The sequence below is a fragment of the Micrococcus sp. IITD107 genome, assembly GCF_041927415.1.
Lineage (GTDB): Bacteria > Actinomycetota > Actinomycetes > Actinomycetales > Micrococcaceae > Citricoccus > Citricoccus terreus.
Genome location: NZ_JBHFFN010000006.1, coordinates 154,868 through 179,643, shown reverse-complemented (window position 1 = coordinate 179,643; position 24,776 = coordinate 154,868). Strand labels below are relative to the sequence as shown.

Annotated in this window: 22 protein-coding genes and 1 tRNA gene; 5 read left to right on the top strand and 18 right to left on the bottom strand. The window is 69.0% G+C overall.

The window, feature by feature from the left end:
* A partial coding sequence (locus ACEXHE_RS11710) for a hypothetical protein (RefSeq protein ID WP_374785907.1) occupies nt 1-293 on the bottom strand: 293 nt, incomplete at its 3' end.
* 56 nt (nt 294-349) lie between these two features.
* On the opposite strand from ACEXHE_RS11710, the gene ACEXHE_RS11705 reads away from it, so the two are divergent.
* Complete coding sequence (locus ACEXHE_RS11705; RefSeq protein ID WP_374785911.1) at nt 350-904, top strand: tyrosine-type recombinase/integrase; 555 nt, start codon at nt 350-352, stop codon at nt 902-904.
* Here ACEXHE_RS11705 and ACEXHE_RS11700 read toward each other — a convergent pair.
* The 17 genes from ACEXHE_RS11700 to ACEXHE_RS11620 all read right to left on the bottom strand — a co-directional run bounded on the left by ACEXHE_RS11700 (nt 861) and on the right by ACEXHE_RS11620 (nt 21,022).
* Nucleotides 861-937 (bottom strand) — tRNA-Leu (locus ACEXHE_RS11700). The genes ACEXHE_RS11705 and ACEXHE_RS11700 overlap by 44 nt on opposite strands.
* Nucleotides 938-1,026: 89 nt before the next feature.
* Nucleotides 1,027-2,433: an NAD(P)/FAD-dependent oxidoreductase gene (locus ACEXHE_RS11695; RefSeq protein WP_374785906.1), complete on the bottom strand. Its 1,407-nt coding sequence runs from the start codon at nt 2,431-2,433 to the stop codon at nt 1,027-1,029.
* A 68-nt stretch (nt 2,434-2,501) separates the two neighbouring features.
* Nucleotides 2,502-3,869, bottom strand: coding sequence for a S8 family serine peptidase (locus ACEXHE_RS11690; protein WP_374785905.1), 1,368 nt, complete (start codon nt 3,867-3,869; stop codon nt 2,502-2,504).
* Complete coding sequence (locus ACEXHE_RS11685; RefSeq protein WP_374785904.1) at nt 3,866-5,455, bottom strand: DUF501 domain-containing protein; 1,590 nt, start codon at nt 5,453-5,455, stop codon at nt 3,866-3,868. The genes ACEXHE_RS11690 and ACEXHE_RS11685 overlap by 4 nt, the downstream gene beginning before the upstream one ends.
* A 29-nt stretch (nt 5,456-5,484) precedes the next feature.
* Nucleotides 5,485-6,378 carry a septum formation initiator family protein gene (locus tag ACEXHE_RS11680; RefSeq protein WP_374785903.1) on the bottom strand — a complete coding sequence of 298 codons (894 nt, stop codon included), beginning with the start codon at nt 6,376-6,378 and terminating at the stop codon, nt 5,485-5,487.
* Between the two features lie 410 nt (nt 6,379-6,788).
* Nucleotides 6,789-8,075, bottom strand: coding sequence for a phosphopyruvate hydratase (gene eno / locus ACEXHE_RS11675; protein WP_091697164.1), 1,287 nt, complete (start codon nt 8,073-8,075; stop codon nt 6,789-6,791).
* A 63-nt stretch (nt 8,076-8,138) separates the two neighbouring features.
* Nucleotides 8,139-8,867, bottom strand: coding sequence for a MazG nucleotide pyrophosphohydrolase domain-containing protein (locus ACEXHE_RS11670; protein WP_374785902.1), 729 nt, complete (start codon nt 8,865-8,867; stop codon nt 8,139-8,141).
* A gap of 32 nt (nt 8,868-8,899) precedes the next feature.
* Nucleotides 8,900-10,111, bottom strand: coding sequence for an adenosine deaminase (locus tag ACEXHE_RS11665; protein ID WP_374785910.1), 1,212 nt, complete (start codon nt 10,109-10,111; stop codon nt 8,900-8,902).
* A gap of 61 nt (nt 10,112-10,172) precedes the next feature.
* Nucleotides 10,173-10,844, bottom strand: coding sequence for a DedA family protein (locus tag ACEXHE_RS11660; RefSeq protein ID WP_374785901.1), 672 nt, complete (start codon nt 10,842-10,844; stop codon nt 10,173-10,175).
* A gap of 61 nt (nt 10,845-10,905) precedes the next feature.
* Nucleotides 10,906-12,237, bottom strand: coding sequence for a thymidine phosphorylase (locus ACEXHE_RS11655; RefSeq protein WP_277245703.1), 1,332 nt, complete (start codon nt 12,235-12,237; stop codon nt 10,906-10,908).
* Between the two features lie 35 nt (nt 12,238-12,272).
* Nucleotides 12,273-12,701 (bottom strand): cytidine deaminase, encoded by a 429-nt coding sequence (locus tag ACEXHE_RS11650; protein ID WP_356968565.1) that lies wholly within the window; start codon nt 12,699-12,701, stop codon nt 12,273-12,275.
* 79 nt (nt 12,702-12,780) lie between these two features.
* On the bottom strand, nt 12,781-14,094 hold the full coding sequence (locus tag ACEXHE_RS11645; RefSeq protein ID WP_091697174.1) for an ABC transporter permease: 1,314 nt from the start codon (nt 14,092-14,094) through the stop codon (nt 12,781-12,783).
* Nucleotides 14,091-15,599 carry an ABC transporter permease gene (locus ACEXHE_RS11640; protein WP_374785900.1) on the bottom strand — a complete coding sequence of 503 codons (1,509 nt, stop codon included), beginning with the start codon at nt 15,597-15,599 and terminating at the stop codon, nt 14,091-14,093. Before ACEXHE_RS11640 ends, ACEXHE_RS11645 begins: the two co-directional genes overlap by 4 nt.
* Nucleotides 15,596-17,140 (bottom strand): ABC transporter ATP-binding protein, encoded by a 1,545-nt coding sequence (locus ACEXHE_RS11635; RefSeq protein ID WP_091697178.1) that lies wholly within the window; start codon nt 17,138-17,140, stop codon nt 15,596-15,598. Before ACEXHE_RS11635 ends, ACEXHE_RS11640 begins: the two co-directional genes overlap by 4 nt.
* A gap of 174 nt (nt 17,141-17,314) precedes the next feature.
* On the bottom strand, nt 17,315-18,436 hold the full coding sequence (locus ACEXHE_RS11630; protein ID WP_374785899.1) for a BMP family protein: 1,122 nt from the start codon (nt 18,434-18,436) through the stop codon (nt 17,315-17,317).
* A 135-nt stretch (nt 18,437-18,571) separates the two neighbouring features.
* Entirely contained in the window at nt 18,572-19,831 is a 1,260-nt protein-coding gene (locus ACEXHE_RS11625) for an amidohydrolase (protein WP_374785898.1), read from the bottom strand.
* Nucleotides 19,832-19,879: 48 nt separating this feature from the next.
* Nucleotides 19,880-21,022, bottom strand: a complete 1,143-nt coding sequence (locus ACEXHE_RS11620) for a mannose-1-phosphate guanylyltransferase (protein WP_374785897.1) — start codon at nt 21,020-21,022, stop codon at nt 19,880-19,882.
* A gap of 209 nt (nt 21,023-21,231) precedes the next feature.
* On the opposite strand from ACEXHE_RS11620, the gene sdhC reads away from it, so the two are divergent.
* The 4 genes from sdhC to ACEXHE_RS11600 all read left to right on the top strand — a co-directional run bounded on the left by sdhC (nt 21,232) and on the right by ACEXHE_RS11600 (nt 24,768).
* Nucleotides 21,232-21,639, top strand: coding sequence for a succinate dehydrogenase, cytochrome b556 subunit (gene sdhC / locus ACEXHE_RS11615; protein WP_374785896.1), 408 nt, complete (start codon nt 21,232-21,234; stop codon nt 21,637-21,639).
* A 3-nt stretch (nt 21,640-21,642) separates the two neighbouring features.
* Nucleotides 21,643-22,128, top strand: coding sequence for a succinate dehydrogenase hydrophobic membrane anchor subunit (locus ACEXHE_RS11610; protein ID WP_285178924.1), 486 nt, complete (start codon nt 21,643-21,645; stop codon nt 22,126-22,128).
* 64 nt (nt 22,129-22,192) lie between these two features.
* Entirely contained in the window at nt 22,193-23,980 is a 1,788-nt protein-coding gene (gene sdhA, locus ACEXHE_RS11605) for a succinate dehydrogenase flavoprotein subunit (RefSeq protein WP_091697196.1), read from the top strand.
* On the top strand, nt 23,980-24,768 hold the full coding sequence (locus tag ACEXHE_RS11600) for a succinate dehydrogenase iron-sulfur subunit (protein ID WP_091697198.1): 789 nt from the start codon (nt 23,980-23,982) through the stop codon (nt 24,766-24,768). Before sdhA ends, ACEXHE_RS11600 begins: the two co-directional genes overlap by 1 nt.
* The last annotated feature ends 8 nt before the right edge of the window (nt 24,769-24,776 follow it).

Sequence of the window (24,776 nt, the reverse complement as noted above, 5' to 3'; positions counted from 1 at the left end):
ACGGGACACAGCAGTGGGTCGCAGATCTGGGCCGTGATCGCGGGGCGACGACGGTGATCCGGGCGTTCGGCGTACTGGCTGCCATCTTGGATGACGCTGTGGACGATCGTCGGCTGGTGTCGAACCCCGCGCGCGGGGTAAAACTGCCCCGGAAGGGCAAGAAGGCGCACGTGTATCTGTCGCACCGCCAAGTGCACGACATCGCGGAGGCCTCCAAGCACCCAGTGCTGGTCCTGACGCTGGCCTACTGCGGTCTGCGGTGGGGTGAGGCGGTGGGGCTCCAGGTGAAGCATCTAGATATGCTGCGTCGCCGGATCCTGGTGGAGCGGAACGCCGTCGAGGTCGGGGGGTGTTCGAGGTGGGCACGCCTAAGGGGCACAAGCGGCGGTCAGTGCCATTCCCCCGATTCCTGGCGGAGCATTTGGCGAAGCTGTGCGAGAGCAAGGGGCCTGATGATCTGGTGTTCCCGGGGCACCACGGCCAGTTCTTAAGACAGCCTCGAGTCCGCGGCGGGGCGGACGCGGAGACTCGAGCCCGGGACTCGTGGTTCGCGGCCGCCCTTCAGGATGCCGGGGCGCCACGGGTCACGCCGCACGATTTGCGGCACACGGCAGCATCGTTCGCCGTGTCGGCCGGGGCGAACGTCAAGGCCGTACAGCGCATGCTCGGCCACAGCTCTGCGGCCATGACCCTGGACATCTACGCCGACCTCTTCGATGACGACCTGAATGCCGTCGCTGACCGGCTGGATGAGGTGGTCTCGGAGCAGATTGTGGACAAACGTGGGCAAACGCACGATCCAAGAGCCGACGAAGGCCGCTACTCCCCCGGAATTTCGCGGGAGTGGCGGCCTTCAAACATGGTGCCCCCGGTGGGACTCGAACCCACAACACAGCGATTTTAAGTCGCCCGCCTCTGCCAATTGGGCTACGGGGGCATGGACCAGTGCGTCACCCTGAGTGACCACAGCGCAACGGCCCGGCACCCCTCAGGGTACCGGGCCGTCGTCGGGCGTCTGGTGTCAGATCACTTCGCCAGAGCCTTCTTGCTCTCGAAGCGACCGACCTGCGGGGTGCCGCCGGCGGCCTCCAGGAAGGCGTTGTGCGGACGGTCCAGGTTCTCCACAGCGGTGGTGTCCCGGCCCCAGACCAGCTCGTTGAGCCAGCCGGTGAAGATGCGGGCCTTGCGCTCGAACATCGGCATGGCCATCACGTGGTATCCGCGGTGCGCCAGCCAGGCCGGCAGACCGGAGATCTTCACACCGAGCGGGTTGCCCACGCCCTTGCCCACGCCGAAGCCGGCCACGGCACCCAGGGACTTGTGGACGTACTCCTCCACCGGGCCCTCGCCGAAGCGGACGGCCAGCAGGTTGGCGGCCAGACGCTTGGCCTGACGGCCCGCGTGCTGGGCGTTGGGGACGCAGAAACCGCCGGGTCCAGCGCCGGTCAGGTCCGGGACGGCGCAGACGTCGCCGCAGCCCCAGGCGCCCTCGAGCACTCCACCGTCACCGTCGGAGACCTGCAGGGTGGGGGTGACCTCGATGCGGCCGCGCTCCTCCACCGGGAAGTCGGTCTTCTTGGCCACACCGTTGGCGGCCACACCGGCGGTCCAGACCAGGGTGTCGGCGTAGAACTCGCCGGCGTCGGACTTGTCCTGCATGTTGATCAGCTTCATGAAGTTGCCCTCGGCGCTGGAGAGCGAGGTGTTCAGCAGGACCTCGATGCCGCGGGTCTTCAGGTGCTCCACCACGCCCAGTGCCTGGTCCTCGGAGACCTCCGGCATGATCCGGCCCATGGCCTCGACCAGCACGATGCGGGCATCAGACTGGGCCAGGCGCGGGTTCTTGGCGATGGTGGCGCGGATGATGTCCTCCATCTCCGCGATGGTCTCGATGCCGGCGAAGCCTCCGCCCACGACCACGAAGGTCAGGGCACGGCGCTTCTTCTCGGCGTCGGTCATGGTGGACGCGGCCTCGATGCGCTCCAGGATCTGGTTGCGCAGGGCCTCGGCCTCCTCAATGGCCTTCAGGCCGATGCCGGCCTCAGCCAGACCCGGGATGGGGAAGGTGCGCGTGGTGGCACCGGCGGTCATCACGATGTCCTGGTACGGGATCTCGAACTCGGTGCCGTCCTCGGTCTGCACCGTGGCGGTCTTGCGCGCGTGCTCGACCTTCACGACCTTGCCGATCACGTGCTCGGAGGCCTTCAGGTGCGTGCGGCGGTCCACCACAGCGTGGCGGGGCTCGATGTGACCGCCCACGACCTCTGGCAGGAAGGGCTGGTAGGTCATGTACGGCAGCGGGTCGACGATGGTGACCACACCGCCGCGCGCCTTGACCTGCTTCTCGAGGTTCTTGGCGACGTAGAGGCCGGCGTAGCCGCCGCCGACGATCAGGACGCGGGGCTTCGGGGACAGTTGCGGGGTAAGTGCCATACCGTCCAGGGTAGTCGGCGGGACAGATGACGTGAAATCTTTCACAAAGTCACAAAGTGCGGGGCAGGTCAGGCGGTGTCGCGGCGGCTGCGCCGGTAGACCACGACGCCGGCCGTCACCGAGGCGGCGGCGGCCAGGAGGGTGCCCAGCAGCAGGGCGGGCGCCAGACCGGGCGCAGGATCTGCGGGCTCGGCGGCCGGTGGGAGCGCGGTGGGCTGGCCTTGGGGTGCCGCAGTGACGACGGGACGACCCGGTGCCACGGGGCCGGCAGGGGTGGTCCCCGGGGAGGGCTCGCCGACCGAGGCACGGCGGTTGACCCGGATCCATTCGGCCAGGCTGTCCTGCGGGGCCCGTTCGACGGCGGGGATCTCGGCGGTCACGGCCGCGGCCGCGTCGATGATCCCGTGCCCGTAGACGGGGTCCTCCCCCGGTGCTCCGGCGTCCCGTGCGGTGGCGCGGATCCGGTGCATGACCTGGTGGGCCGGCATCTGCGGGTCGGCCGAACGGATCAGAGCGGCCAGTCCGGCCACCAGCGGTGCCGCGCCGGAGGTCCCGCTCCAGATGCCGTGGCCCCCGCCGGGCAGGGCCCCGACCAGCGGATCCGCCGGTGCGGCGACCCCGATGCTGATCCCCTGGGTGGAGGCATCCCAGCTGGCCTGGCCTCGTTCATCCAGCCCGGCCACGGTCAGCACCCCCGGGATGGTGGCCGGGGCTCCGGCCGTGTGGGTGCCGGAGGCCCTGTTGCCGGCCGCGGCCACCACCAGGACGTCGTTCTGCTCGGCATACAGGAAGGCCTCGTCCCAGCTCTCCGGCCAGTCCGTGCGGGTGGAGACCAGGGACATGTTGATGATGTCCGCCCCCTGGTCCACGGCCCAGCGCACGGCCTGGGGGATCTGCTCCTCCGCCGGAGGCACCCCCGGGCGGTCATCACCGAGGTGCACGGAGATGGACAGCAACTGGGCCTCCGGGGCGACCCCCAGGATCCCAGCGTCACCCGGCCCGGGCTCCCCGCCCGGGTCGTGTCCGTGGCCGGCCAGCACCGAGGCCACCAGGGTGCCGTGCTCGCTGCCCTCCCCGATCGGCTGGTCCCCGGAGGATGAGCCCAGACCGGAGACGTCCGTCCCACCGACCACCTGACCGGTCAGGTCCGGATGGGTGCCGTCGATCCCGGTGTCGATCACCGCCACGGTCACGCCCTCCCCGCGGGACCGCTCCCAGGCGGTGGTGAACCCGTACTCCTCGAGCCAGAACTGCTGGCCCCGCCAGAGATCCTCCGGCTCCGTGACGGTGTCCGTGGACAGCGCCGGAGACGGCGTGGACGGCTCGGTCGGGGCGGCCACGGCCGTCACGCCGAGCCCGGGCGCGGCCAGCAGGCTCAGGGTCAGGGCGGCGACGAGGGCCCTCCCCCGCCTCCGGCCCTCCAGGTGACTGCTCACGGCAGGATCGACAGCGCGATCCCGTCCAGGATGTCGTGCTCCGAGGTCAGGGCCGTGGTCACGCCGGCACCCGTGGCCCGGTGGACCCGTTGCAGCAGCGTGGTCCAGATCAGGGCTCCGGCCCCGATCACGTCCACGCGTCCGGGGTGCATGAAGGGCAGCTCGGCCCGCTCGGCTCGGGTGGCGGCCAGCAGGGTCCGTGCGGTCTGGTCCACTCGGGTGAGGTCCAGCTGCGCCCCGTGGATGCGGTCCGGCTCGTAGGCCTCCAGCTCCAGTGCGGCCGCGGTCACGGTGGTCACCGAACCGGCCACGCCCACCACCGCACGCACCCCGTCCAGCGGGACGCTCTGCTCCACGCGGTCCAGGATGGACTCGATGTCCGCTGTGGCCGCACCGATCTGCTCGGCTGTGGGCGGATCCTCGGTGAGGTGGCGCTCGGTGAAGCGCACACAGCCCATGTCCACGCTGATCGAGGCACGCACCTGCGGCCCCTCCGGACCGGTGACGGTGCCCACCACGAACTCGGTGGAGCCTCCGCCGATGTCCACCACCAGCACCTGGTCCTTCGGACCCCAGTCCGTGGCGTCCAGCACAGAGACCGCCCCCGCGAAGGACAGTGCCGCCTCCTCCTGGCCGCTGATCACCTCCGGCTCCGCACCGAGGCGCTCCCGGATGCCCTCCACGAACACCTCGCGGTTGGACACGTCGCGGCTGGCCGAGGTGGCCACGAAGCGCACTCGTCCGGCGTGGAGCCGCTGGATCTCGGCGGCGTACTCCTCCGCCGCGGCGAAGGTGCGTTCCAGAGCGGCGGGGGCGAACTGCCCGGTGGCATCCACGCCCTCGCCCAGCCGCACCACGCGCATCTCCCGGGCCAGCTCCTCGAACTGGCCTCCTGATCCAGCATCCCCGTCCTCCGCCGCACGGGCCACCAGCAGGCGGATCGAGTTGGTCCCGCAGTCCACGGCCGCCACGGTCTGGGCGCGCAGCCGCTCCAGCCGCTTGACGTGACGGCTCAGATCGCGCGCCGGAACCGGTGCCTCCGGGTCCCAGGCGCCCTCGCAGCGGCAGGTGTCCTTCGTCCACCACTCGGAGATCCGTTCCAGGGCCTCGTCGCCCAGCTGGTTCACCCCGGGCCCGGCCGCCAGGGAGTGACCCACCAGCACGTGCAGGCACTTGACGCGCTCGGGCATGCCGCCGGCGGAGATGCCGCGGATCTCGGTCACCTCGCCCACTCCGGAGACCTCGCCGATCCGATCCCTCTCACGCAGGTACGCCTCATGCGCCCCCCGGTAGGCGGAGGCCAGCTGCTCGTCCTGCTGCAGCCGCTCGGACATCTCGGCCATCACGCCGTCGGCCTCGAGCCGGGACACGGCGGCGGTGAGCACCGGGTGGGTGAGGTAGAAGGTGGTGGGGAACGGGATGCCGTTGGACAGGCGCGGGGCGGTGGTGGCCACCAGCGGGTTGCCGCAGACGCACCGTGCACCGATCTCCACCACGTCCCGTGCGGGGCGCCCCAGCTGCAGGCTGATGGTGTCCAGGTCCTGCTGCGTGGGGGTGGCGTCGGTCGTCTGGGGGTGCTGCGTCACGGGTCCTCCGAGGGTCTCTGAAGGGCCGGTCAGTCGGTCGCGGCCCGCACCACAGAATCCCACAGACCGTCGGCCCAGGGCATATCCGGGTTCACGGCGCCGGGATCGGACGCCGCCTCGGCGGTCTCCGGCAGGGCCGCCTCACCGCCGATCACCATGTACTTCTTCTCCCCCGGCATGACCAGGTTCAGGCGGTCCCGGGCCTGCTGCTGGACGTAGGCGGGGTCCTCCCAGCGCTTGATCTGAGCGGTCAGTTCACCCTGGAGTTCACGCTGCTGCTCGATCTCGGTCTGCACGCCGGTCAGCTCGGCCTGCTGGTTCAGGAACACCCGCAGGGTGGGTGTCACCAGGATGGCGGCCACCAGGGTGACCACCAGCAGCGCAATGCTGCGCCCGGAGAAGCTGCGGGCCGGGATCGGCTTGACCGGTGCCTGAGTGCGAGGCTGCTGGGCACGCAGCACCTTGGTCACGGACTCGGTGGAGCCGTGGGTGGCCGGAATGCCGGTGGGCTTCAGCGGACGGGCGGCGCTGCCGGTGGAGCGGGAGGCTCCCGACGACGGACGGCCGCCACCGGCGCCCGGGGCCTTGCGCTCGGCGCCGGCTGGACGGCCTGCGGGCCCTTCCGGACGAGCGGAGGTGCCGGCCGACGGGACATGCGGACGGACGGAGCGCTCCAGCAGTGCCCGGCGTTCGGCGGCGCGGCGCTGCTCCGGGGTGGGACGAGGACGGGACTGCTGACGGGGCGCGGAGTCCAGCGGGATGACCTTGGCCGAGTGGCGGGTCACCGGGTGGGAGCCTGCGTGGCTGACCGACCGAGCCACCTGCGGATCAGCGGCGGCCTCAGCGGCGGTCTCAGCGGCGGTCTCGGCGGCCGAGACCAGTTCGGTCTGCCCGGAGGGCACGGAGACGGCGGCTCGGCTCATGGCAGAGCGAGGGACTCGAGGTCGGCGGCTGGCCATGGCGCATCCCTCCGTCTGGGCAGCAGGTGTGGGGTCACTGACCACGGTAGTGCCGAGGCGCCCAGATCCCCCCGAGGGCGCGCCCTATGACGCCGAACAAGGGCATGTCATCTCTCGCTGCAGGGCCCTGCGGCACGGCACCCCAGCGCAGAGATCTCAGTTGCACCGTTCGCCGCTCAACCCCGCCGTGTTGCACGACTCGTCGGTCTGCGGCCCAATCCTCGCCACTCTCTGCAACAGATCCTGCCGATCCGTCGAACGGTGCATCACAGATCGCGGCAACAGCGACGGCCCCGCACCGGCCAGCGTGGTGCTGGGAGGTGACGGGGCCGTCGTCGGGAATCCGGCGGAGCCGGGTCCTCAGCTGGGCAGGATCACTTCTTCTTCGTGAACCGTGGGAAGGCGGACGCTCCAGCGTAGACCGCCGAGTCGCCCAGCTCCTCCTCGATGCGCAGCAGCTGGTTGTACTTGGCCACCCGGTCCGAGCGGGCGGGGGCACCGGTCTTGATCTGGCCGGCGTTGGTGGCCACGGCCAGATCGGCGATGAAGGTGTCCTCGGTCTCGCCGGAGCGGTGCGAGATCATGCAGTTGAAGGTGTGGCGCTGGGCCAGGGAGATGGCGTCGAAGGTCTCGGTCAGCGAGCCGATCTGGTTGACCTTGACCAGCAGGGCGTTGCCGGAGGCCTCGTCGATGCCGCGCTGCAGACGCTCGGGGTTGGTGACGAACAGGTCGTCGCCCACCAGCTGCACGCGGTCGCCCAGGGCCTCGGTCAGGGCCTTCCAGCCGTCCCAGTCGTTCTCGTCCAGCGGGTCCTCGATCGAGACCAGCGGGTAGGAGTCCACCAGCTCGGTGTAGTAGGCCACCATGTCCTGCGCAGAGCGCTTCTGACCCTCGAAGGTGTACGTGCCCTTCTGGCAGAACTCGGAGGAGGCCACGTCCAGGGCCAGGGCGATCTCGGTGCCGGGCTTGTAGCCGGCCTTCTTGATCGCCTCGGTGATCAGGTCCAGGGCCTCGCGGTTGGAGGGAAGGGAGGGGGCGAAGCCGCCCTCGTCGCCCAGGCCGGTGCCCAGACCCTTCTCCTGCAGGACCTTCTTGAGCGTGTGGTAGACCTCGGCACCCCAGCGCAGGGCCTCACGAAAGCTCGGCGCACCGATGGGGGCGATCATGAACTCCTGGATGTCCACGTTGGAGTCCGCGTGCGCGCCACCGTTGAGGATGTTCATCATCGGCACCGGCAGCACGTGCGCGTTGGGGCCGCCCAGGTACTTGAACAGGGACAGGTCAGCGGAGGCCGAGGCGGCGTCCGCCACGGCCAGGGAGACGCCCAGGATGGCGTTGGCGCCGAGCTTGCCCTTGTTCTCGGACCCGTCCAGGTCCAGCATCAGGGTGTCGATCAGGCGCTGGTCGGTGGCGTCCTCACCCTCCAGCTCCGGGGCGATCTGCTCGATCACGGCGGTCACCGCGTCCTGCACACCCTTGCCCAGGTAGCGCTTCTTGTCTCCGTCACGGCGCTCGACGGCCTCGAACTCGCCCGTGGAGGCGCCCGAGGGAACCGCCGCGCGGCCCATGGCTCCGTCCGTCAGCAGCACCTCCACCTCGACGGTGGGGTTGCCGCGGGAATCGAGGATCTCGCGGGCGTGGATGGCGTCGATCAAGGCCATGTGCAGTCTCCTTTGAAGGCAGGTGGATCCAGCTGACAGCGCTGATGGCTGGACACGGCCAGCCTACCTCCGACCCTGACGCAGGGCCGCAAGATGGCGGCGCAGCGCCCGTTCCGGGTCCAGGTCCGCCCGGCGGGCCAGCTGCACCAGCCGGAACAGCTCCGCCCCCAGGGCCTCCTCGTCCGCCAGCGCCTGCTCCAGCCGGTCGGCTTCTGCGGCGCTTCCCGACGACGGCGCCTCAGGTTCGGGCAGCGGGTCCACCGCCTGCCGGGCGGCACGGTCCACCACCTTCCCGGCGGAGGCCAGAGCGGGCAGGTGCGCGGGCAGGGAGGCGAACGGCGAGTCAGGTGCGGCGGGCTCCCGCGCCCGCTCTTCGGCCTTGATCCGCTCCCACGCCTTCTCGATGTCCGCGATGCTCGCGGCGGCGAGCTCCTCCTCGGAGCGCAGGGTGCCGTCCGCGTGGAAGACGTGCGGGTTGCGGCGGATCATCTTGGCGGTGATGGCCTCGGCCACCGTGTCCAACGTGAACCCGCCGTGACCGGAGGCGATCGCGGAGTGCAGGACCACCTGGAAGAGGACGTCGCCCATCTCCAGGCGGAGGCGTTCGTCGTCCCCGTCGGTCACGGCGGAGGCGTCCCAGGGTGCGGTGCGGGACTCGATCACCTCGAGCGCCTCGTAGGACTCCTCCACCAGGTACTCGGTGAGCACCGGGTGGGTGAGCCGCCTGGTCCAGGGGCAGTGCTGCCGCAGCTGCGCCACCACCCAGACCAGGCGGTCCATCTGTTCACTCATGCTGATGCGCGGTCCGTTCCGGCAACGGCCAGTCAGTCCTCGTCCGGCAGGGCGGCCAGACGCGGAACGCTCGACTCGAAGTCCTCTCCGGCGATCACATCGCCCCAGGACTCCACGATCAGCTCGGCCAGGGCCTCGCGCTCCTCGAGCGGCAGGAAGGAGGCCTCCACGGCGTTGAGCTGGAAGTCCAGCAGGTCCTCGAGATCGTAGTCGAAGGTCTCGGCCAGCAGGTACAGCTCGTCGGTCAGGGAGACCCCGCTCATCAGGCGGTTGTCCGTGTTGACGGTGATGCGGAAGCCCAGCTGGTGGAGCATGTCGATCGGGTGGGTGGTGATGTCCGGGCCGAAGGCCGCCACGGCGCCGGTCTGCAGGTTGGAGGACGGGCAGACCTCCAGGGCGATCTCGCGGTCGCGCACCCAGGCGGCGGTCTCGCCCAGGTCCACCAGGGCGACGTCCTCGCCCAGGGGCCGGCCGTCCTCGTCGGTCCCGCCGAACTCCACGGTGATGTCCTCGGCGATCCGCACGCCGTGGCCCAGACGCTGGGCGCGGCCGTTGAGCAGCGCGTCCTGGATGGAGGCTACGCCGTCGGACTCGCCGGCGTGCACGGTGGCGGGCAGGTGCTGGGCGGCCAGCCAGGTGAAGGCCTCGGTGAAGCGGCTGGGCGGGAACCCGGCCTCGGGGCCGGCGATGTCGAAGCCGACCACGCCGGCGTGGCGGTGACGCACAGCCAGCTCGGCGATCTCCTGGGCGCGGTCCAGGTGGCGCATGGCGGTGATCAGCTGGCCGGTCTGGATGGCGGTCCCGGCGGCCTCCGCCGCGTCCATCCCCTCCTGCAGTCCGGCCTGGACCGCCTCCACGGCCTCATCCAGGGACAGTCCCTGCTGCAGGTGCTGCTCAGGGGCCCAGCGGATCTCGGCGTACACCACGCCGTCCTCCACCAGGTCCTCCACGAACTCACGGGCCACCCGGCGCAGCCCCTCCGCGGTCTGCATCACCGCGATGGTGTGGTCGAAGGTCTCCAGGTAGCGCTCCAGCGTGCCGGCGTTGGCGGACTCGGTGAACCAGGTGGCCAGGTCGTCGGCGTTGTCCGCGGGCAGCTCGTGGCCGATCTGCTGGGCCAACTCCAGCACGGTGGCCGGGCGCAGTCCGCCGTCCAGGTGGTCGTGCAGGCTGACCTTGGGCAGGGCGGCCAGGTCGATCTCCAGGGGGGAGGGGGCGTCGAAGCCGAAGGGGCTCTCGGTCAGCTCCTCGTTCAGCTCATCGGTGAGGTGGTTCGGGTTCTCGGGCGCGTTCTGGGGCGAAGTCTCAGTCACGGGGCGAGTCTACGTCGTCCCCGTCCACCACCAGGGGCGGTGCGGGGCTGGCGGCCTGGGCCCGGCGCAGCACCCGCGCGTAGATCCGTTTGAGCACGGCGTCGATGATCCAGCCGATCACCCCGGCGGCCACCACGGCCACCAGGATCTGCAGGATCGGGTTGTCCAACCAGCCCGCGGTGGCCCGCCCGATCCCGATCGAGTAGCCGGACCAGATCATCGCGGCGATCACGTCCAGCAGGGTGAACCACTTCCGGGGGAAGCGGGTGGCCCCGGCGGTGTAGTTCACGGCCACCCGCCCACCGGGGATGAACCGGGCGGTGGTGATCACGAACGCACCGTGGGACTCCAGGGCGTGCCGGGCGGAGGAGACCGCGCGCTGGACGGTGCGGGTGCGCATCCAGCGGAACCGGTCGGTGCCGATCCGCCGCCCCATCGAGTACGCGATCTGGTCGCCGATGATCGCCCCGGCCACGCCCACCAGCCACAGCAGCCACAAGGAGACGCCCTCGCCGCCGCCGGAGATGGAGGCCAGCGCCACGATCACCGACTCCGAGGGCACCACGGGGAAGAACCCGTCCACCACGCACAGCACGAACGTCAGCGGCAGCACCCACCACTGCCCAGCGGCATGCAGGATGGCGTCCTTGATCTGGTCCATCATCTGCTGTGCATCACTCCCCCGTCACCGGCCCCGGCCGTTCAGCGTCCCGTCCCCGGTCCGGTCAGCTGATCCGGTCCATCACCAGGGGACGCTCGAGCGCGGCACGCGCCTCGTCCGAGCCCTCGGCGGAGATGTCGTAGCCGCCCTCCAGAGCTGCCAGCGCACGGTCGAAGGCCTCCGGGGTGTCGGTCAGCAGGGTCATCAGCGGCTGCCCCTGCTGCACAGTGTCGCCCGGCTTGGCGTGCATCCGCACACCCGCTCCGGCCTGCACCGGGTCCTCCTTGCGGGCCCGCCCTGCGCCCAGCCGCCAGGCGGCCAGTCCGACGGACATGGCATCCAGGCGAGACAGGATTCCCGACGACGGCGCCGTCACCACCTGCGATTCCCTCGCCTGGGGCAGGGCCGCATCCGGGTCGCCGCTCTGCGCGGAGATCATCTTGCGCCAGACATCCATGGCGCGGCCGTCCTTGAGGGCCTCGGCGGGGTCCTGGTCGGTCATGCCGGCACCGGCGAGCATCTCCCGGGCCAGGGCCACGGTCAGCTCCACCACGTCGGCCGGACCGCCGCCGGCCAGCACCTCCACGGACTCCTCGACCTCGATCGCGTTGCCTGCGGTCAGACCCAGCGGTGTGCTCATGTCGGTCAGCAGCGCGGTGGTGTTCACTCCGGCGTCCCGGCCCAGGTCCACCATGGTGCGGGCCAGCTCGCGGGCGTCCTGCTCGTTCTTCATGAACGCACCGGATCCGCACTTGACGTCCAGCACCAGCGTCCCGGTGCCCTCGGCGATCTTCTTGGACATGATCGAGGAGGCGATCAGCGGGATGGCCTCCACCGTGCCGGTGACATCACGCAGTGCGTAGAGCTTCTTGTCCGCCGGGGCCAGTCCGGACCCAGCGGCACAGATGACCGCACCGATCTCCGAGAGCTGGTCCATCATCTGCTGGTTGGTCAGGTTCGCCTGCCAGCCGGGGATGGCCTCGAGCTTGTCCAGGGTGCCGCCGGTGTGACCCAGTCCGCGGCCGGACAGCTGCGGGACGGCCACGCCGTACACCGCCACCAGCGGAGCCAACGGCAGGGTGATCTTGTCACCCACGCCGCCGGTGGAGTGCTTGTCCGCTGTGGGGCGAGTGACGCCGTCGGGAGAGCGCAGCCCGGAGAAGTCCAGGCGCTCACCCGAGGCGATCATCGCCTGGGTCCAACGGGCGATCTCCGTCCGCTCCATCCCGTTGAGCAGGATGGCCATGTTCAGCGCGGCCATCTGCTCATCGGCCACCACCCCGCGCGTGTAGGCGTCCACCACCCAGTCGATCTGCTCCGGACTCAGCTGCTGGCGGTCGCGCTTGGTGCGGATGATCTCGATCGCGTCGAAGGGCTCGTGCGTGGGAGCGCTCATGTGGGGGTGGTGTCCTTTCTCGGGGACAGTCAGGGTCAGGTCTGGGTGCGGCCGCGCTGCTCAGCGGCGGCCATGTCCTCAGGTCCGAAGGCCTGGGGCAGGATCTGGTCCATGGTCTTCACGCCCTGGGTGCTCATCAGCTTCATGCCGGGGGCATGGAACTCGTAGAGCAGCTGGCGGCAGCGGCCGCAGGGCATCAGGATCTCCCCGCGTCCGTCCACGCAGTAGAACGCCACCAGGCGCCCTCCCCCGGTGCGGTGCAGCTCGGAGACCAACGAGCACTCGGCGCACAGGGTCAGCCCCAGGGAGGCGTTCTCGATGTTGCAGCCGGCCACGATCCGCCCGTCCTCCACCAGGGCCGCCGCCCCCACCGGGAAGCCGGAGTACGGGACGTAGGCGCGGGTCATGGCCGCCCGAGCGGCGGACTCCAGGCGGCCCCAGTCGATGCTGGACTCGCTGCGCACCAGGGGGATGGAGGCGGTGAACAGCTCGTCCTCGAAGCCCTCGGAGACGTCGTCGGTGAAATCGGGGTCTGAGCTCACGTCACTCCTTGGTGTACGGCGTACCGGCGGCGGCCGGCCCGCGGGAGCGGCCCACCAGTCCGGCCACCGCGAAGACGGTCACCAGGTAGGGCAGCATCGCCATGAACTGGCTGGGCACCGGAGTGCCCAGGATCGCCAGCACGTACTGCAGGTTGGTGGCGAAGCCGAAGAGCAGGGCGGCGAAGAACGCGCCGATCGGGTTCCAGCGTCCGAAGATCACGGCCGCCAGCGCGATGAAGCCCTGACCGGCAGTCATCTCCTTGGAGAAGGACGAGGAGCTGACCAGGGTGAAGAACGCTCCGCCCATGCCGGCGATCGCACCGGCCAGCAGCACGTTGATGTACCGGGTGCGCAGCACCTTGATGCCCACGGTGTCTGCGGCCTTGGGGTGCTCGCCCACGGCGCGCACACGCAGTCCCCACTTGGTGTGGAACAGGCCGATGTAGAGCGCGGCGACGATCAGGTACATGCCGTAGCCCAGCACGGTCTGGTCAAACAGGATCGGGCCGATGATCGGGATGTCCGCCAGCACCGGGATGCGGATGCTGGTGAAGTGCGAGGGCGAGTTCAGCGTGGAGCTGTTCGGTGCCAGCACGGTGGAGAACAGGAAGCTGGTCAGTCCGGCCACCAGCACGTTGAGCACCACGCCGACGATCACCTGGTTGACCAGGTACTTGATGGAGAACACCGCCAGCAGCACGGAGACCAGCACCCCGGCGACGACGGCCGCCAGCAGGCCTGCCCACGGCGAGTCGGTGATGGAGGAGACCACGGCTGCGGTGAAGGCACCGGCCAGCAGCTGGCCTTCGATGGCGATGTTGACCACGCCTGCGCGCTCGGAGAGCACACCGGCCATGGAGCCGAAGATCAGCGGCACGGCCAGCACGAAGGACCCGGCGATCAGCCCGGTCAGGAACACCGAGGTGTTCTGGGCGGAGCCGACCACCCAGACCAGGAACCCGGCCACGAGCAGCAGAGCGAACAGGGCGGCCTGCCAGCCGGCCACGTTGCGTCCCCGCGACACCGAGACGAAGGCCCAGACGGTCAGCGCGGCCATCAGCAGGGTGATCACCCAGCCCACGGGGACGGTGGGGGCCACCAGGTCCGGGATGTGGACGGCGTCGTTGGGGGTGGAGATGCGGAAGGTCGCGCTCTTGCCGGAGGCGTTGAGCGTGAACAGCAGCAGGGAGACCAGAGTGAAGACCGCGAAGACGATCGGCGTGTTCCAGTGGCGGACCACGTCCTGCTCGGGCGTCTGCGCCTGGGGGCGCGGAGTCTCTGACCTGGAGTCAGTGGCGGTGACGGTGTGGCTCACAGCTGCTCCCCTTCCCCGGCGGCCCGGCGACGGACGTCCTCGTCCTGGTGGACCTCCTCTGCCGTGGGGTGTGACCCCAGGGGCGGTCCGCTGTCCGGCGGTGTGGATGACACATCAGCCTCGTCGGCGGTGGCCTCCTCCTCCGCATCAGCCAGACCGGCTCCGTCACCCGTGGCACCGGCAGGTGCATGGGTGGTGCCGTCAGCGGTGGCGGTGGTGGAGGCGGCCACACCGGCGGCCAGCGGCTGGGTCACCGGGTCGGCCGAGGTGCGGGCCTTGAGGGCTCGGGGCTGGGGCAGACGGAAGATGGTGCGGACCAGCGGAGGTGCGGCGATGAACAGCACGATGAAGGACTGGACCACGAGCACGATGTCGATCGGCACACCGGTCTCGACCTGCATGGTCACGCCACCGGCACGCAGCGCACCGAAGAGCAGGCCGGCGAAGAAGACACCGATCGGGTTGGACCGGCCCAGCAGGGCCACGGTGATGGCATCGAAGCCGAAGGATCCGGCCACATCGGTGTTGAGCACCTTCTCGGTGCCGGAAACCTGGGCCATGCCGGCCAGGCCGGCCAGACCACCGGAGATCGCCATGGCGGTGATGTACATGGACCGCACGGAGATGCCGGCGGTGCGGGCGGCCGTGGGATTGGCACCCACGGCGCGCAGCCGGAAGCCGATGGTGGACCGGCTCAACAGCCACCAGGCGAAGACGGTCGCCAGGATGGCCACCACGAACCCCCAGTTCAGCCGGAAGCTGTCACCGATCAGCGGCGGGAACAGGGCTGTCGGCTCGAGGGCGTCCGAGACCGGGTTCGTGGAGCCTTCGGCCTGCAGGACCGGAGTGTAGAGCAGGTAGGTGACCAGGTTGATGGCCACGTAGTTGAGCATGATCGTCAGGATCACCTCATGGGCACCGGTCCAGGCCTTGAGCGCTCCGACCACCGAACCCCACAGGGCACCGCCGAGGATGCCCATGATCAGCACCAGCAGCAGGTGGATCCCGGCGGGCAGCTGCAGGTGGACGCCGAACCAGGTGGCGAACATGGCCCCGAAGATCATCTGGCCCTGGCCACCGATGTTGAACAGGCCCGCCCGGAAGGAGATGGCGATGCCCAGCGAGATGATGATCAGCGGGGTGGCCACCGTCAGGGTCTCGGTGAGCGGGTGGAACATCCCGGTGACACTCGAGGCCTCGTAGTTGAAGATGGAGCCACGGAACAGTGCCGCATAGGCGCTGGTCACAGCAGTCCAGGCGGCGGCCAAGGCGTCCATGGGGCGACTGAAGAAGTAGGCCGCGGCGTCCAGGAAGTCCTGGTTGGTGAAGATGATCAGCAGGGCACTGATGATCAGCGAGAGCAGGATGGCCAGCACGGTCACCATGCCGTTGCCGGACATGATCTCGCGCATCACAGAGCCGGAGGACCCGGCTCCCGAGGTGGTCTGGGCCGATGAGCGGCTGGCACCGCGCTCAGGTCGTTCGGTGGTGGCAGTGGAGCTCATGCCCGGGTTCCCTCCTGGGTCACGGTGTGCTGGTCGTGCTGGACCTCATGCTGGATGCCGGCCATCATCAGGCCCAGCTCGTCACGTGAGGTGTCACCGGGGACGATGCCCATGATCTTGCCGTGGTACATCACAGCGATCCGGTCGGCGAGCTCCAGGACCTCGTCCAGCTCGGTGGAGACGATCAGCACCGGGGTGCCTGCGTCACGCTCCTGGACGATCCGGTCGTGCAGGAACTCGATGGAGCCCACGTCCACGCCGCGGGTCGGCTGAGAGGCGATGAAGAGGCTGAGGCCGTCCACCAGCTCTCGGGCCATGACCACCTTCTGCTGGTTGCCGCCGGAGAGGGTGCTCACGGGAACGTCCACGCCCTGGGTGCGGACGTCGAAGGTCTCCACTCGCTGCGCGGCGAACTCGCGGATCGCGGAGGGGCTCAGCTGGACGGCGTTGCCGGCCGGAGCCTGGTCGAAGCGGTTCAGCACCATGTTCTCGGCCACGGAGAACGAGCCGACCAGACCGTCGGTGGACCGGTCCTCGGGGACGTAGCCGACCCCGGCGCGGATGATCTGGCGGGTGGTGCGGCCGAGCAGCTCCTGACCGTCCAGCCGGATGGAGCCGGAGGCCTTGTGCAGCCCCATGATGGCCTCGGTCAGCTCGGTCTGGCCGTTGCCCTGGACACCGGCCACCGCCAGGATCTCGCCCTGGCGGATGCCGAAGGAGACATGGTCCACGATCCGCTGGCCGGTGGGGCTCAGCACGGTGAGGTCACGGACCACGAAGGTCTCCTCGCCGACCTTCGGTGCGGACTTCTGGCGATTCAGGACCACATCGCGGCCGACCATCAGGGCGGCCAGCTCGGACTGCTCCGCAGAGGGGTCGGCGGTGCCGACCAGTCTGCCGCGTCGAAGCACGCTGATGCGGGTGGAGATGGCCTTGACCTCACGCAGCTTGTGGGAGATGAAGACGATGGCGGTGCCGTTGTCCCGCAGCTGACGGATGATCTCCAGCAGCTCGTCGGTCTCCTGAGGAGTGAGCACGGCGGTGGGCTCGTCCAGGATCAGCACCTTGGCATCGCGCACCAGCGCCTTGATGATCTCCACGCGCTGCTGGACGCCCACGGGCAGGTCCTCGACGATCGCATCGGGGTCCACATGGAAGCCGTAGCGATCGGAGATCTCCCGGATCTTGCGCCTGGTGCTCTCCAGGTCCAGGATGCCGGCGGCGCGGGTGTGCTCGTCTCCCAGGGCGACGTTCTCTGCCACGGTGAACACCGGGATGAGCATGAAGTGCTGGTGCACCATGCCGATGCCGGCCGCCATGGCCTCGCCCGGTCCGGAGAAGGCCACGGGCTGATCATCGACCAGGATCTGTCCCTCGGTCGGCTCGTAGAGGCCGAACAACACGTTCATCAGCGTGGACTTGCCGGCACCGTTCTCACCGAGCAGCGAGTGGACCTCGCCGGACTCGACGACCAGGTCGATCGAGTCGTTCGCCGTGAACTCACCGAATCTCTTGGTGATGCCGCGTAGTTCGAGTTTCACCGTGGGGCAGCCGTTCTGGTCTTCCGGACCGTTGCGGGGATCGTGGGTGGTCCGGCGTCGAGGCGGCGGGACAGCTGGTGCCGTCCCGCCGCCTCGAGCCGGGTGGAGATGCCGCCGGGCACCTCGGTCAAGGTCGGACGCCGGAGCCTGAGGGACCCCGGCGTCAGGACCCTATCAGTGCTCCGGGGAGTACTCCGAGTCGACCTTGATGGAGCCGTCGATGATGCCGGCCTTGATGGCCTCCAGCTCGGACTTCATCTCCTCGGACACCTCGCCGTCGAAGTCGTGGAACGGAGCCAGGTCCACGCCGCCGTTCTCCAGGGTGCCCACGTAGGGCTCGGAGGAGAACTCGCCCTCGAGGTCGTTGGCGATGACCTCCTGGACGGCGTCGCCCATCTTCTTGACCACGGAGGTCAGGATGACCTCGCCCTGCTCGGTGGTCTCGTAGCCGTCGGAGTCCACCCAGATCACCTTGGCCGAGGCGCCACCGTTGTTGGCCTCCACCACGGCGTCCAGAGTGCCCAGGCCCACGGGGCCGGCCACCGGCATGATGATGTCGGCGCCCTCGTTGATGAAGTTGGTGGTGTTGGTCTTGCCAGCGGCCTGGTTCTCGAAGTCACCCGTGAAGGACCCGGTCTTGGCCTCGCGGTCCCAGCCCAGGACCTGGACGTCCGCACCCTTCTCCTGGTTGTAGTGCTCCACGCCCGCGGCGAAGCCGTCCATGAAGATGGTCACGGTGGGGATCTCGGCTCCGCCGTAGGTGGCGACCTTGCCGGACTCCGAGGTGCCGGCGGCCAGGTAGCCGGCCAGGAAGGCGGCCTCAGCCGTGTCATAGATGATGCGCTGGACGTTCTCGGTGAAGTCCGTGTCGGTGACGTCCACACCGATGAAGTGGATGTCCGTCTGCTCCTGGGCGATCGGCTTGATGGTGTTGCCCAGCAGGAAGCCCACACCGATGATCGAGTCGCAGCCGGACTGGACCATCTGGTTCACGTTGGGAGTGAACTCCGAGGGGGAGTTGGACTCGGCCTGGGCCATCTCGATGCCCAGCTCGTCCTTGGCGGCGGTGACGCCCTCGTAGGAGGACTGGTTGAAGGAACGGTCGTCGAAGCCGCCCTGGTCGGAGACGATGCAGGCCTTGTAGTCGCTGTTGTCCTCAGCAGGACCGGAGCCGGCGCCGTTGCCGGACTCCTCGGGAGCAGCACCGCAGCCGGCGAGCAGCAGGCCGGAGACGCCCAGCAGGGCCGCCGGGACGCCGACGGAACGGGAGAGACGGGAGGAGGATGCAGAGCGCATGATGATCCTTTTGGTGCGAGGGATGTGGCAGCAGTGCGTGTTGCAGACTGTTACCCCTGAGTTTACCCAACGTTGTGCGGATCACGCCGACGCTCCCCTGGCCCCGTGATTCCGGGCCGGATGGGCCGTGCTCCGCTACTGGACCCCGGCCATCGCTCGCAGTGCCGCGGCCGTGAAGATGCGCATTCCCACGCCGATCGCCCGCTCGTCCGGGGCGAAGTCGCCCATGTGCAGGTCATAGACCGGGCCACCCGGAGTGCGGGTGCCCAGTCGGAGCATGGAGCCGGGGACCTGCTGCGTCATCCAAGCGAAGTCCTCGCCGCCCATCGACTGAGGCGTGAGCTGGATGGCCCGGGAGCCCAGCTCGGCACGGGCGGAGTCCTCGATCAGGTCGGTCTCGGCCTCGGTGTTGACCACGGGAGGCACCCCGCGCACGTGCTCCAGGCTGACCTTGACCCCATACGGTGCCGCCACCTGCTGGACCACCTCGTCCAGCAGCTCACCTGCAGACTGCCAGGCCTCGGCGTCCAGGCAGCGCAGGGTGCCCGCGAGGTAGCCGGTGGACGGGATGGCGTTCGGGGCCGCGCCGGCGGTGATCTGGCCCCACACCACGGAGACCGCCGAGCGGACGTCGATCCGGCGGTTCAGCACCGCCGGGACATTGACGGCGATCTGGGACAGGGCATAGACCATGTCCTCGGTCAGGTGCGGACGGGAGGTGTGGCCGCCGCGTCCGGTCAGCGTGATCTTCACGGTGTCCGAGGCCGAGGTGATGGCACCGATGCGCGTGCCGATGGTGCCGACGTCGAAACGCGGTTCGCAGTGCGCGGCCAGGATCCGGGGCAGGCCCTCCAGCACACCCTGGCGGATGACGGAGAGGGATCCGCCGGGCAGGCGCTCCTCTGCGGGCTGGAAGATGACCCGGACGCGGCCGGTGAGGGGGACGTCGTCGTAGGCGCCGTTGACCTGACCGGCCTGGCCGGTCACCAGGCGGTGGACCGCGATGGCGGTGCCGGCCATGACCGTGGTGTGCACGTCATGTCCGCAGGCGTGGGCCACGCCCTCGGTGGCGGAGGCGTAGTCCAGACCGGTGCGCTCGGGCAGGGGCAGGGCGTCGATGTCCGCCCGCAGACCCAGCACCAGCGGTCCCTCGCCGATGTCCACGTAGGCACCGGTGTCCTGCAGCTTGACCGGGCTCAGTCCGTGGTCGGTGAGCAGCTCGAGGATCCGCTGGGTGGTGCGGTGCTCCTCATAGGAGAGCTCCGGATGCTGGTGCAGATCCCGGCGGAAGGCCACCAGATCCGACTCCAGTGACTTCACCAGGGGCGTCACTCGAGGCAGCCCGGGGTCATCGGCCACGGGCTGTCCGGCGGTGCGGGGCAGGCTCTCGGTCATCGTCTGGATGCTACCGCTCCGTAGGTGCGGATCACTCAGTGCTACGACTCAGAGGACGTCGTTGCGGCCGCGGGCCTTGAGGGCCTCCACGGCCTGCTTGACGGACTGGGCGTGCTCGGTGGTGGTCACCAGCAGGGCGTCAGGGGTGTCCACCACGACGACGTCCTCCACGCCGATCAGCGCGATCACCCGTTGGGTGTCGGTCACCACCACACCGGTGGCCTTGTCCGCATAGACACGGGGGGTGTCGCCGATGACGGTGATGCCGGAGGCGTCCTTGGCCGGATTGAGGCGGGCGATGGCGGCGAAGTCTCCGACGTCGTCCCAGGTGAAGACGCCGGGGATGACGGCGACGTCGCCTGCATCAGCCGCCGGTTCGGCCACCGCATAGTCGATGGCGGTCTTCTTCAGGGTGGGCCAGATCCGTTGCATGGTCTCCTGCTGGGCATCGGTGCCCCAGGCGCGGGCGATCTCGGTCAGCCCGGCATGCAACTCCGGCTCGCTGGCCTTGAGGTGACGCAGCATCAGCTCCACCGGGGCCACGAACATCCCGGCGTTCCAGAGGTACTCACCCGACTCCACGTACTCCTGGGCCACCTGCTCGGCCGGCTTCTCCACGAAGGCCGCGACGTCGCGCGCGTTCGGGGCGCCGTCCACGTCCAGGGGCTCACCCTGACGGATGTAGCCGAACCCGGTGGAGGCGTAGGTGGGCTTGATGCCGATCGTGACGATCCGACCGGAGGCCGCGGTGGCCACCGCCTCCCGCACGGCCTGCTGGAAGACGTCCACGGGGCCGATCACCTGGTCGGCCGCGAAGGATCCCATGATGGCTTCGGGGTCGCGCTCATGGAGGATGGCCGCGGCCAGCCCGATCGCTGCGGCCGAGTCCTTGGGCTCCGGCTCGAGCACCAGGTCTGAGGTGTCCAGGTCCGGCAGCTGGCCGCAGACAGCCTCCTGGTGCGCCTGGCCGGTCACCACCATGATCGGCCGCGAGGAGAGATCGTCCAGGCGGTCATAGGTGGCACGGATCAGCGTCTGGCCGGAACCGGTCAGGTCATGGAGGAACTTGGGCGCGGCGGCGCGAGAGAGCGGCCAGAGTCGAGTCCCCACTCCCCCGGCCGGAATCACCGCCACGAAGCGCTCCAGTCCTGGTCCGGACACGGCTGTGGTTGAAGTGGTCTGGTCGGTCACAGGGGTCAGCATAGGCCAGCCGCCCTCCCGGACCAGGGAGGAAGGACCGGCGTCCGGCATGGGGGTGAGCGAATACACACTGGCCGCGAGTGAGGCGCAGAGGCTGAATCGGGACTACTCTGTCATGAAGGAATGCACTCGCACCGGCGTTCTCCTCAGTGCGCGCTCCCCGCGTCACAGCGCCCTTGCAAACCTTGGGAGGTTTAACAGTGTCAACTGCGACGACAGCGCAGGCCCCGGCGAAGTCCGGCCGAGGGACCCTCTATCGCGGCAATGAGGGCATGTGGTCCTGGGTGGGCCACCGCATCACCGGTGTGGTGATTTTCTTCTTCCTGCTGGTCCACGTGTTGGACACAGCACTGGTGAGGGTCTCGCCGGAGGCCTACGACGCCGTGATCGGCACCTATCAGAACCCGGTGATGGCCGTGGGCGAGGTCGGCCTCGTCGCCGCCATCGTCTACCACGCCTTCAACGGTCTGCGCATCATCCTGGTGGACTTCTGGAAGGGCGGCACCAAGTACCACAAGCAGATGCTGTGGGCCGTGCTGATCCTGTGGGTCGTGACCATCGCCGCCTTCTCCATCCGTCACCTGTCCCTCGCCTTCGGAGGTCACTGATCCATGAGTGTCACCACTGAACCCACCATCGCGGCCCCCCGCACCGGCCGGATCGATCCCAAGTACCTCCGCTCGAAGGGCTCCAGCGGCAGCTTCGAGATGCTGACCTGGCTGTTCATGCGCCTGTCCGGCGTCCTGCTGGTCGTGCTGATCTTCGTGCACCTGTTCTCCAACCTGATGGTCGGGGACGGCATCAACGGCATCGACTTCGGCTTCGTGGCCGGCAAGTGGGCCGATCCGTTCTGGCAGTTCTGGGACCTGGCCCTGCTCTGGCTGGCCATGCTGCACGGCACCAACGGCGTGCGCACCATCATCAACGACTACGCCGAACGGGACGGTGTCCGGTTCTGGCTGAAGATGATCCTCTACGTGGCCACCGTCGTGATCATCGTCCTGGGCACCCTGGTGATCTTCACCTTCGAGCCCTGCCTGGTGGACGGCGCCGGCAACCTCCTCGAGGCCTCCCCCGCCTTCTGCGAGACCCGCTGAGCCCCGGGCCCACACGGCCTTCCAGACTGACTTCAGACGTTCTCATAGCTAAGGAACACCACGAATGCAGGTACACAAGTACGACGTCGTGATCGTCGGCGCCGGTGGCGCCGGGATGCGCGCCGCCATCGAGTCCGGCCAGCGCGCGCGCACCGCCGTCCTCACCAAGATCTACCCCACCCGCTCCCACACCGGTGCGGCTCAGGGCGGCATGTGCGCCGCTCTGGCCAACGTCGAGGAGGACAACTGGGAGTGGCACACCTTCGACACCGTCAAGGGCGGTGACTACCTGGTGGACCAGGACGCCGCCGAGGTGATGGCCAAGGAGGCCATCGACGCGGTGCTGGACCTGGAGAAGATGGGTCTGCCCTTCAACCGCACCCCCGAGGGCAAGATCGACCAGCGTCGCTTCGGCGGCCACACCCGTGACCACGGCAAGGCCCCGGTCCGCCGCGCCTGCTACGCCGCAGACCGCACCGGTCACATGATCCTGCAGACCCTCTATCAGAACTGCGTCAAGCACAACGTCGAGTTCTACAACGAGTTCTACGTGCTGGACCTGCTGATGGTGGACGAGGAGGCGACCCGCGAGGACGGGACCCCCTACACCCAGAAGCGCGTGGCCGGCGTCGTGTCCTACGAGCTGGCCACCGGCGAGCTGCACATCTTCCAGGCCAAGTCCGTGGTCTTCGCCACCGGCGGCGCCGGCAAGGTGTACAAGACCACCTCCAACGCCCACACCCTCACCGGTGACGGCATGGCCATCGCCTACCGTGCGGGCCTGCCCCTGGAGGACATGGAGTTCGTCCAGTTCCACCCCACCGGCCTGGCCGGTCTGGGCATCCTGCTCTCCGAGGCCGCTCGCGGCGAGGGCGGCATCCTGCGCAACGCGGACGGTGAGCGCTTCATGGAGCGCTACGCCCCGACGATCAAGGACCTGGCCCCGCGTGACATCGTGGCCCGCTCCATGGCCGAGGAGGTCCGTCAGGGCCGTGGCGCCGGTCCGAACAAGGACTACGTGCTGCTGGACCTGACCCACCTGGAGCCCTCGCACATCGACGAGAAGCTGCCGGACATCACCGAGTTCGCCCGCACCTACCTGGGTGTGGAGCCGTACACCGAGCCGGTGCCGGTCTTCCCCACCTGCCACTACTTCATGGGCGGCATCCCCACCAACATCAAGGCCGAGGTCCTGCAGGACAACGACACCGTGGTGCCGGGCCTGTACGCCGCCGGCGAGGTGGCCTGCGTGTCCGTGCACGGCTCGAACCGTCTGGGCACCAACTCCCTGCTGGACATCAACGTCTTCGGCCGTCGCGCCGGCATCTACGCCGCCGAGTATGCGCAGACCGCTGATTTCGTGGAGCTGCCCGAGGGTGGGGAGCTGCCCACGGTCGAGCACATCGAGAACCTGCGCTCTGCCACCGGCGCCGAGAAGGTCGGCGAGCTGCGCTCGCGCCTGCAGGAGGTCATGGACGCCGACATGCAGGTGTTCCGTGACGAGGACTCGATCCGCCGCGCACTGGCCGAGATCGAGGACCTGCGTCACCGCTACGAGCAGGTCTCCGTGCAGGACAAGGGCCAGCGGTTCAACCTGGACCTGCTGGAAGGACTTGAGCTGGGCTACCTGCTGGACATCGCCGAGGCGATGACTCTGGCCGCCCTGGGCCGCAAGGAGTCCCGCGGTGGTCACTACCGCGAGGACTACCCGGACCGCGACGACGAGAACTTCATGGCCCACACCATGATCTACCGTGACGAGAACGCCGAGATGGAGGGCGTGAAGGGCATCCGGTTCGAGACCAAGCCCGTGGTCGTCACCCGATACCAGCCGATGGAGCGTAAGTACTGATGAGCACTGTCACCGAGGCCGCTGAGCCAGCATCCAAGGTCGACCTGGGCACCCAGGGCGGCGGATCCGGAGAGATCCAGAGCTTCGACGTCACCCTCAAGGTCCGCCGCTACCTGCCGGAGACCTCTGAGGAGTCCTACTGGGACGAGTGGACCGTCACCATGTACGGCACCGACCGTGTGCTGGACGCACTGCACAAGGTCAAGTGGGAGATCGACGGCACCCTGTCGTTCCGCCGCTCCTGCGCCCACGGCATCTGCGGCTCCGATGCCATGCGCATCAACGGGCGCAACCGCCTGGCCTGCAAGACCCTGCTGAAGGACCTGGACCTGTCCAAGCCCATCCTGGTGGAGCCCATCAAGGGCCTGCCGGTGGAGAAGGACCTGATCGTGGACATGGACCCGTTCTTCCAGTCCTACCGAGAGATCATGCCGTTCCTGATCAACAAGGGCCCCGAGCCCACCAAGGAGCGCCTGCAGTCCCAGGAGGACCGGGCCCGCTACGACGACACCACCAAGTGCATCCTGTGCGCCGCGTGCACCTCGTCCTGCCCGGTGTTCTGGACCGACGGCCAGTACTTCGGACCGGCAGCGATCGTCAACGCCCACCGGTTCATCTTCGACTCGCGTGACGACGCCGGAGACCTGCGCCTGGAGGTCCTCAACGACAAGGAGGGCGTGTGGCGTTGCCGCACCACCTTCAACTGCTCCGAGGCCTGCCCCCGTGGCATCCAGGTCACCAAGGCCATCGCCGAGGTCAAGCAGGCGGTCCTGAACCGCACCTTCTGATCTCCCGC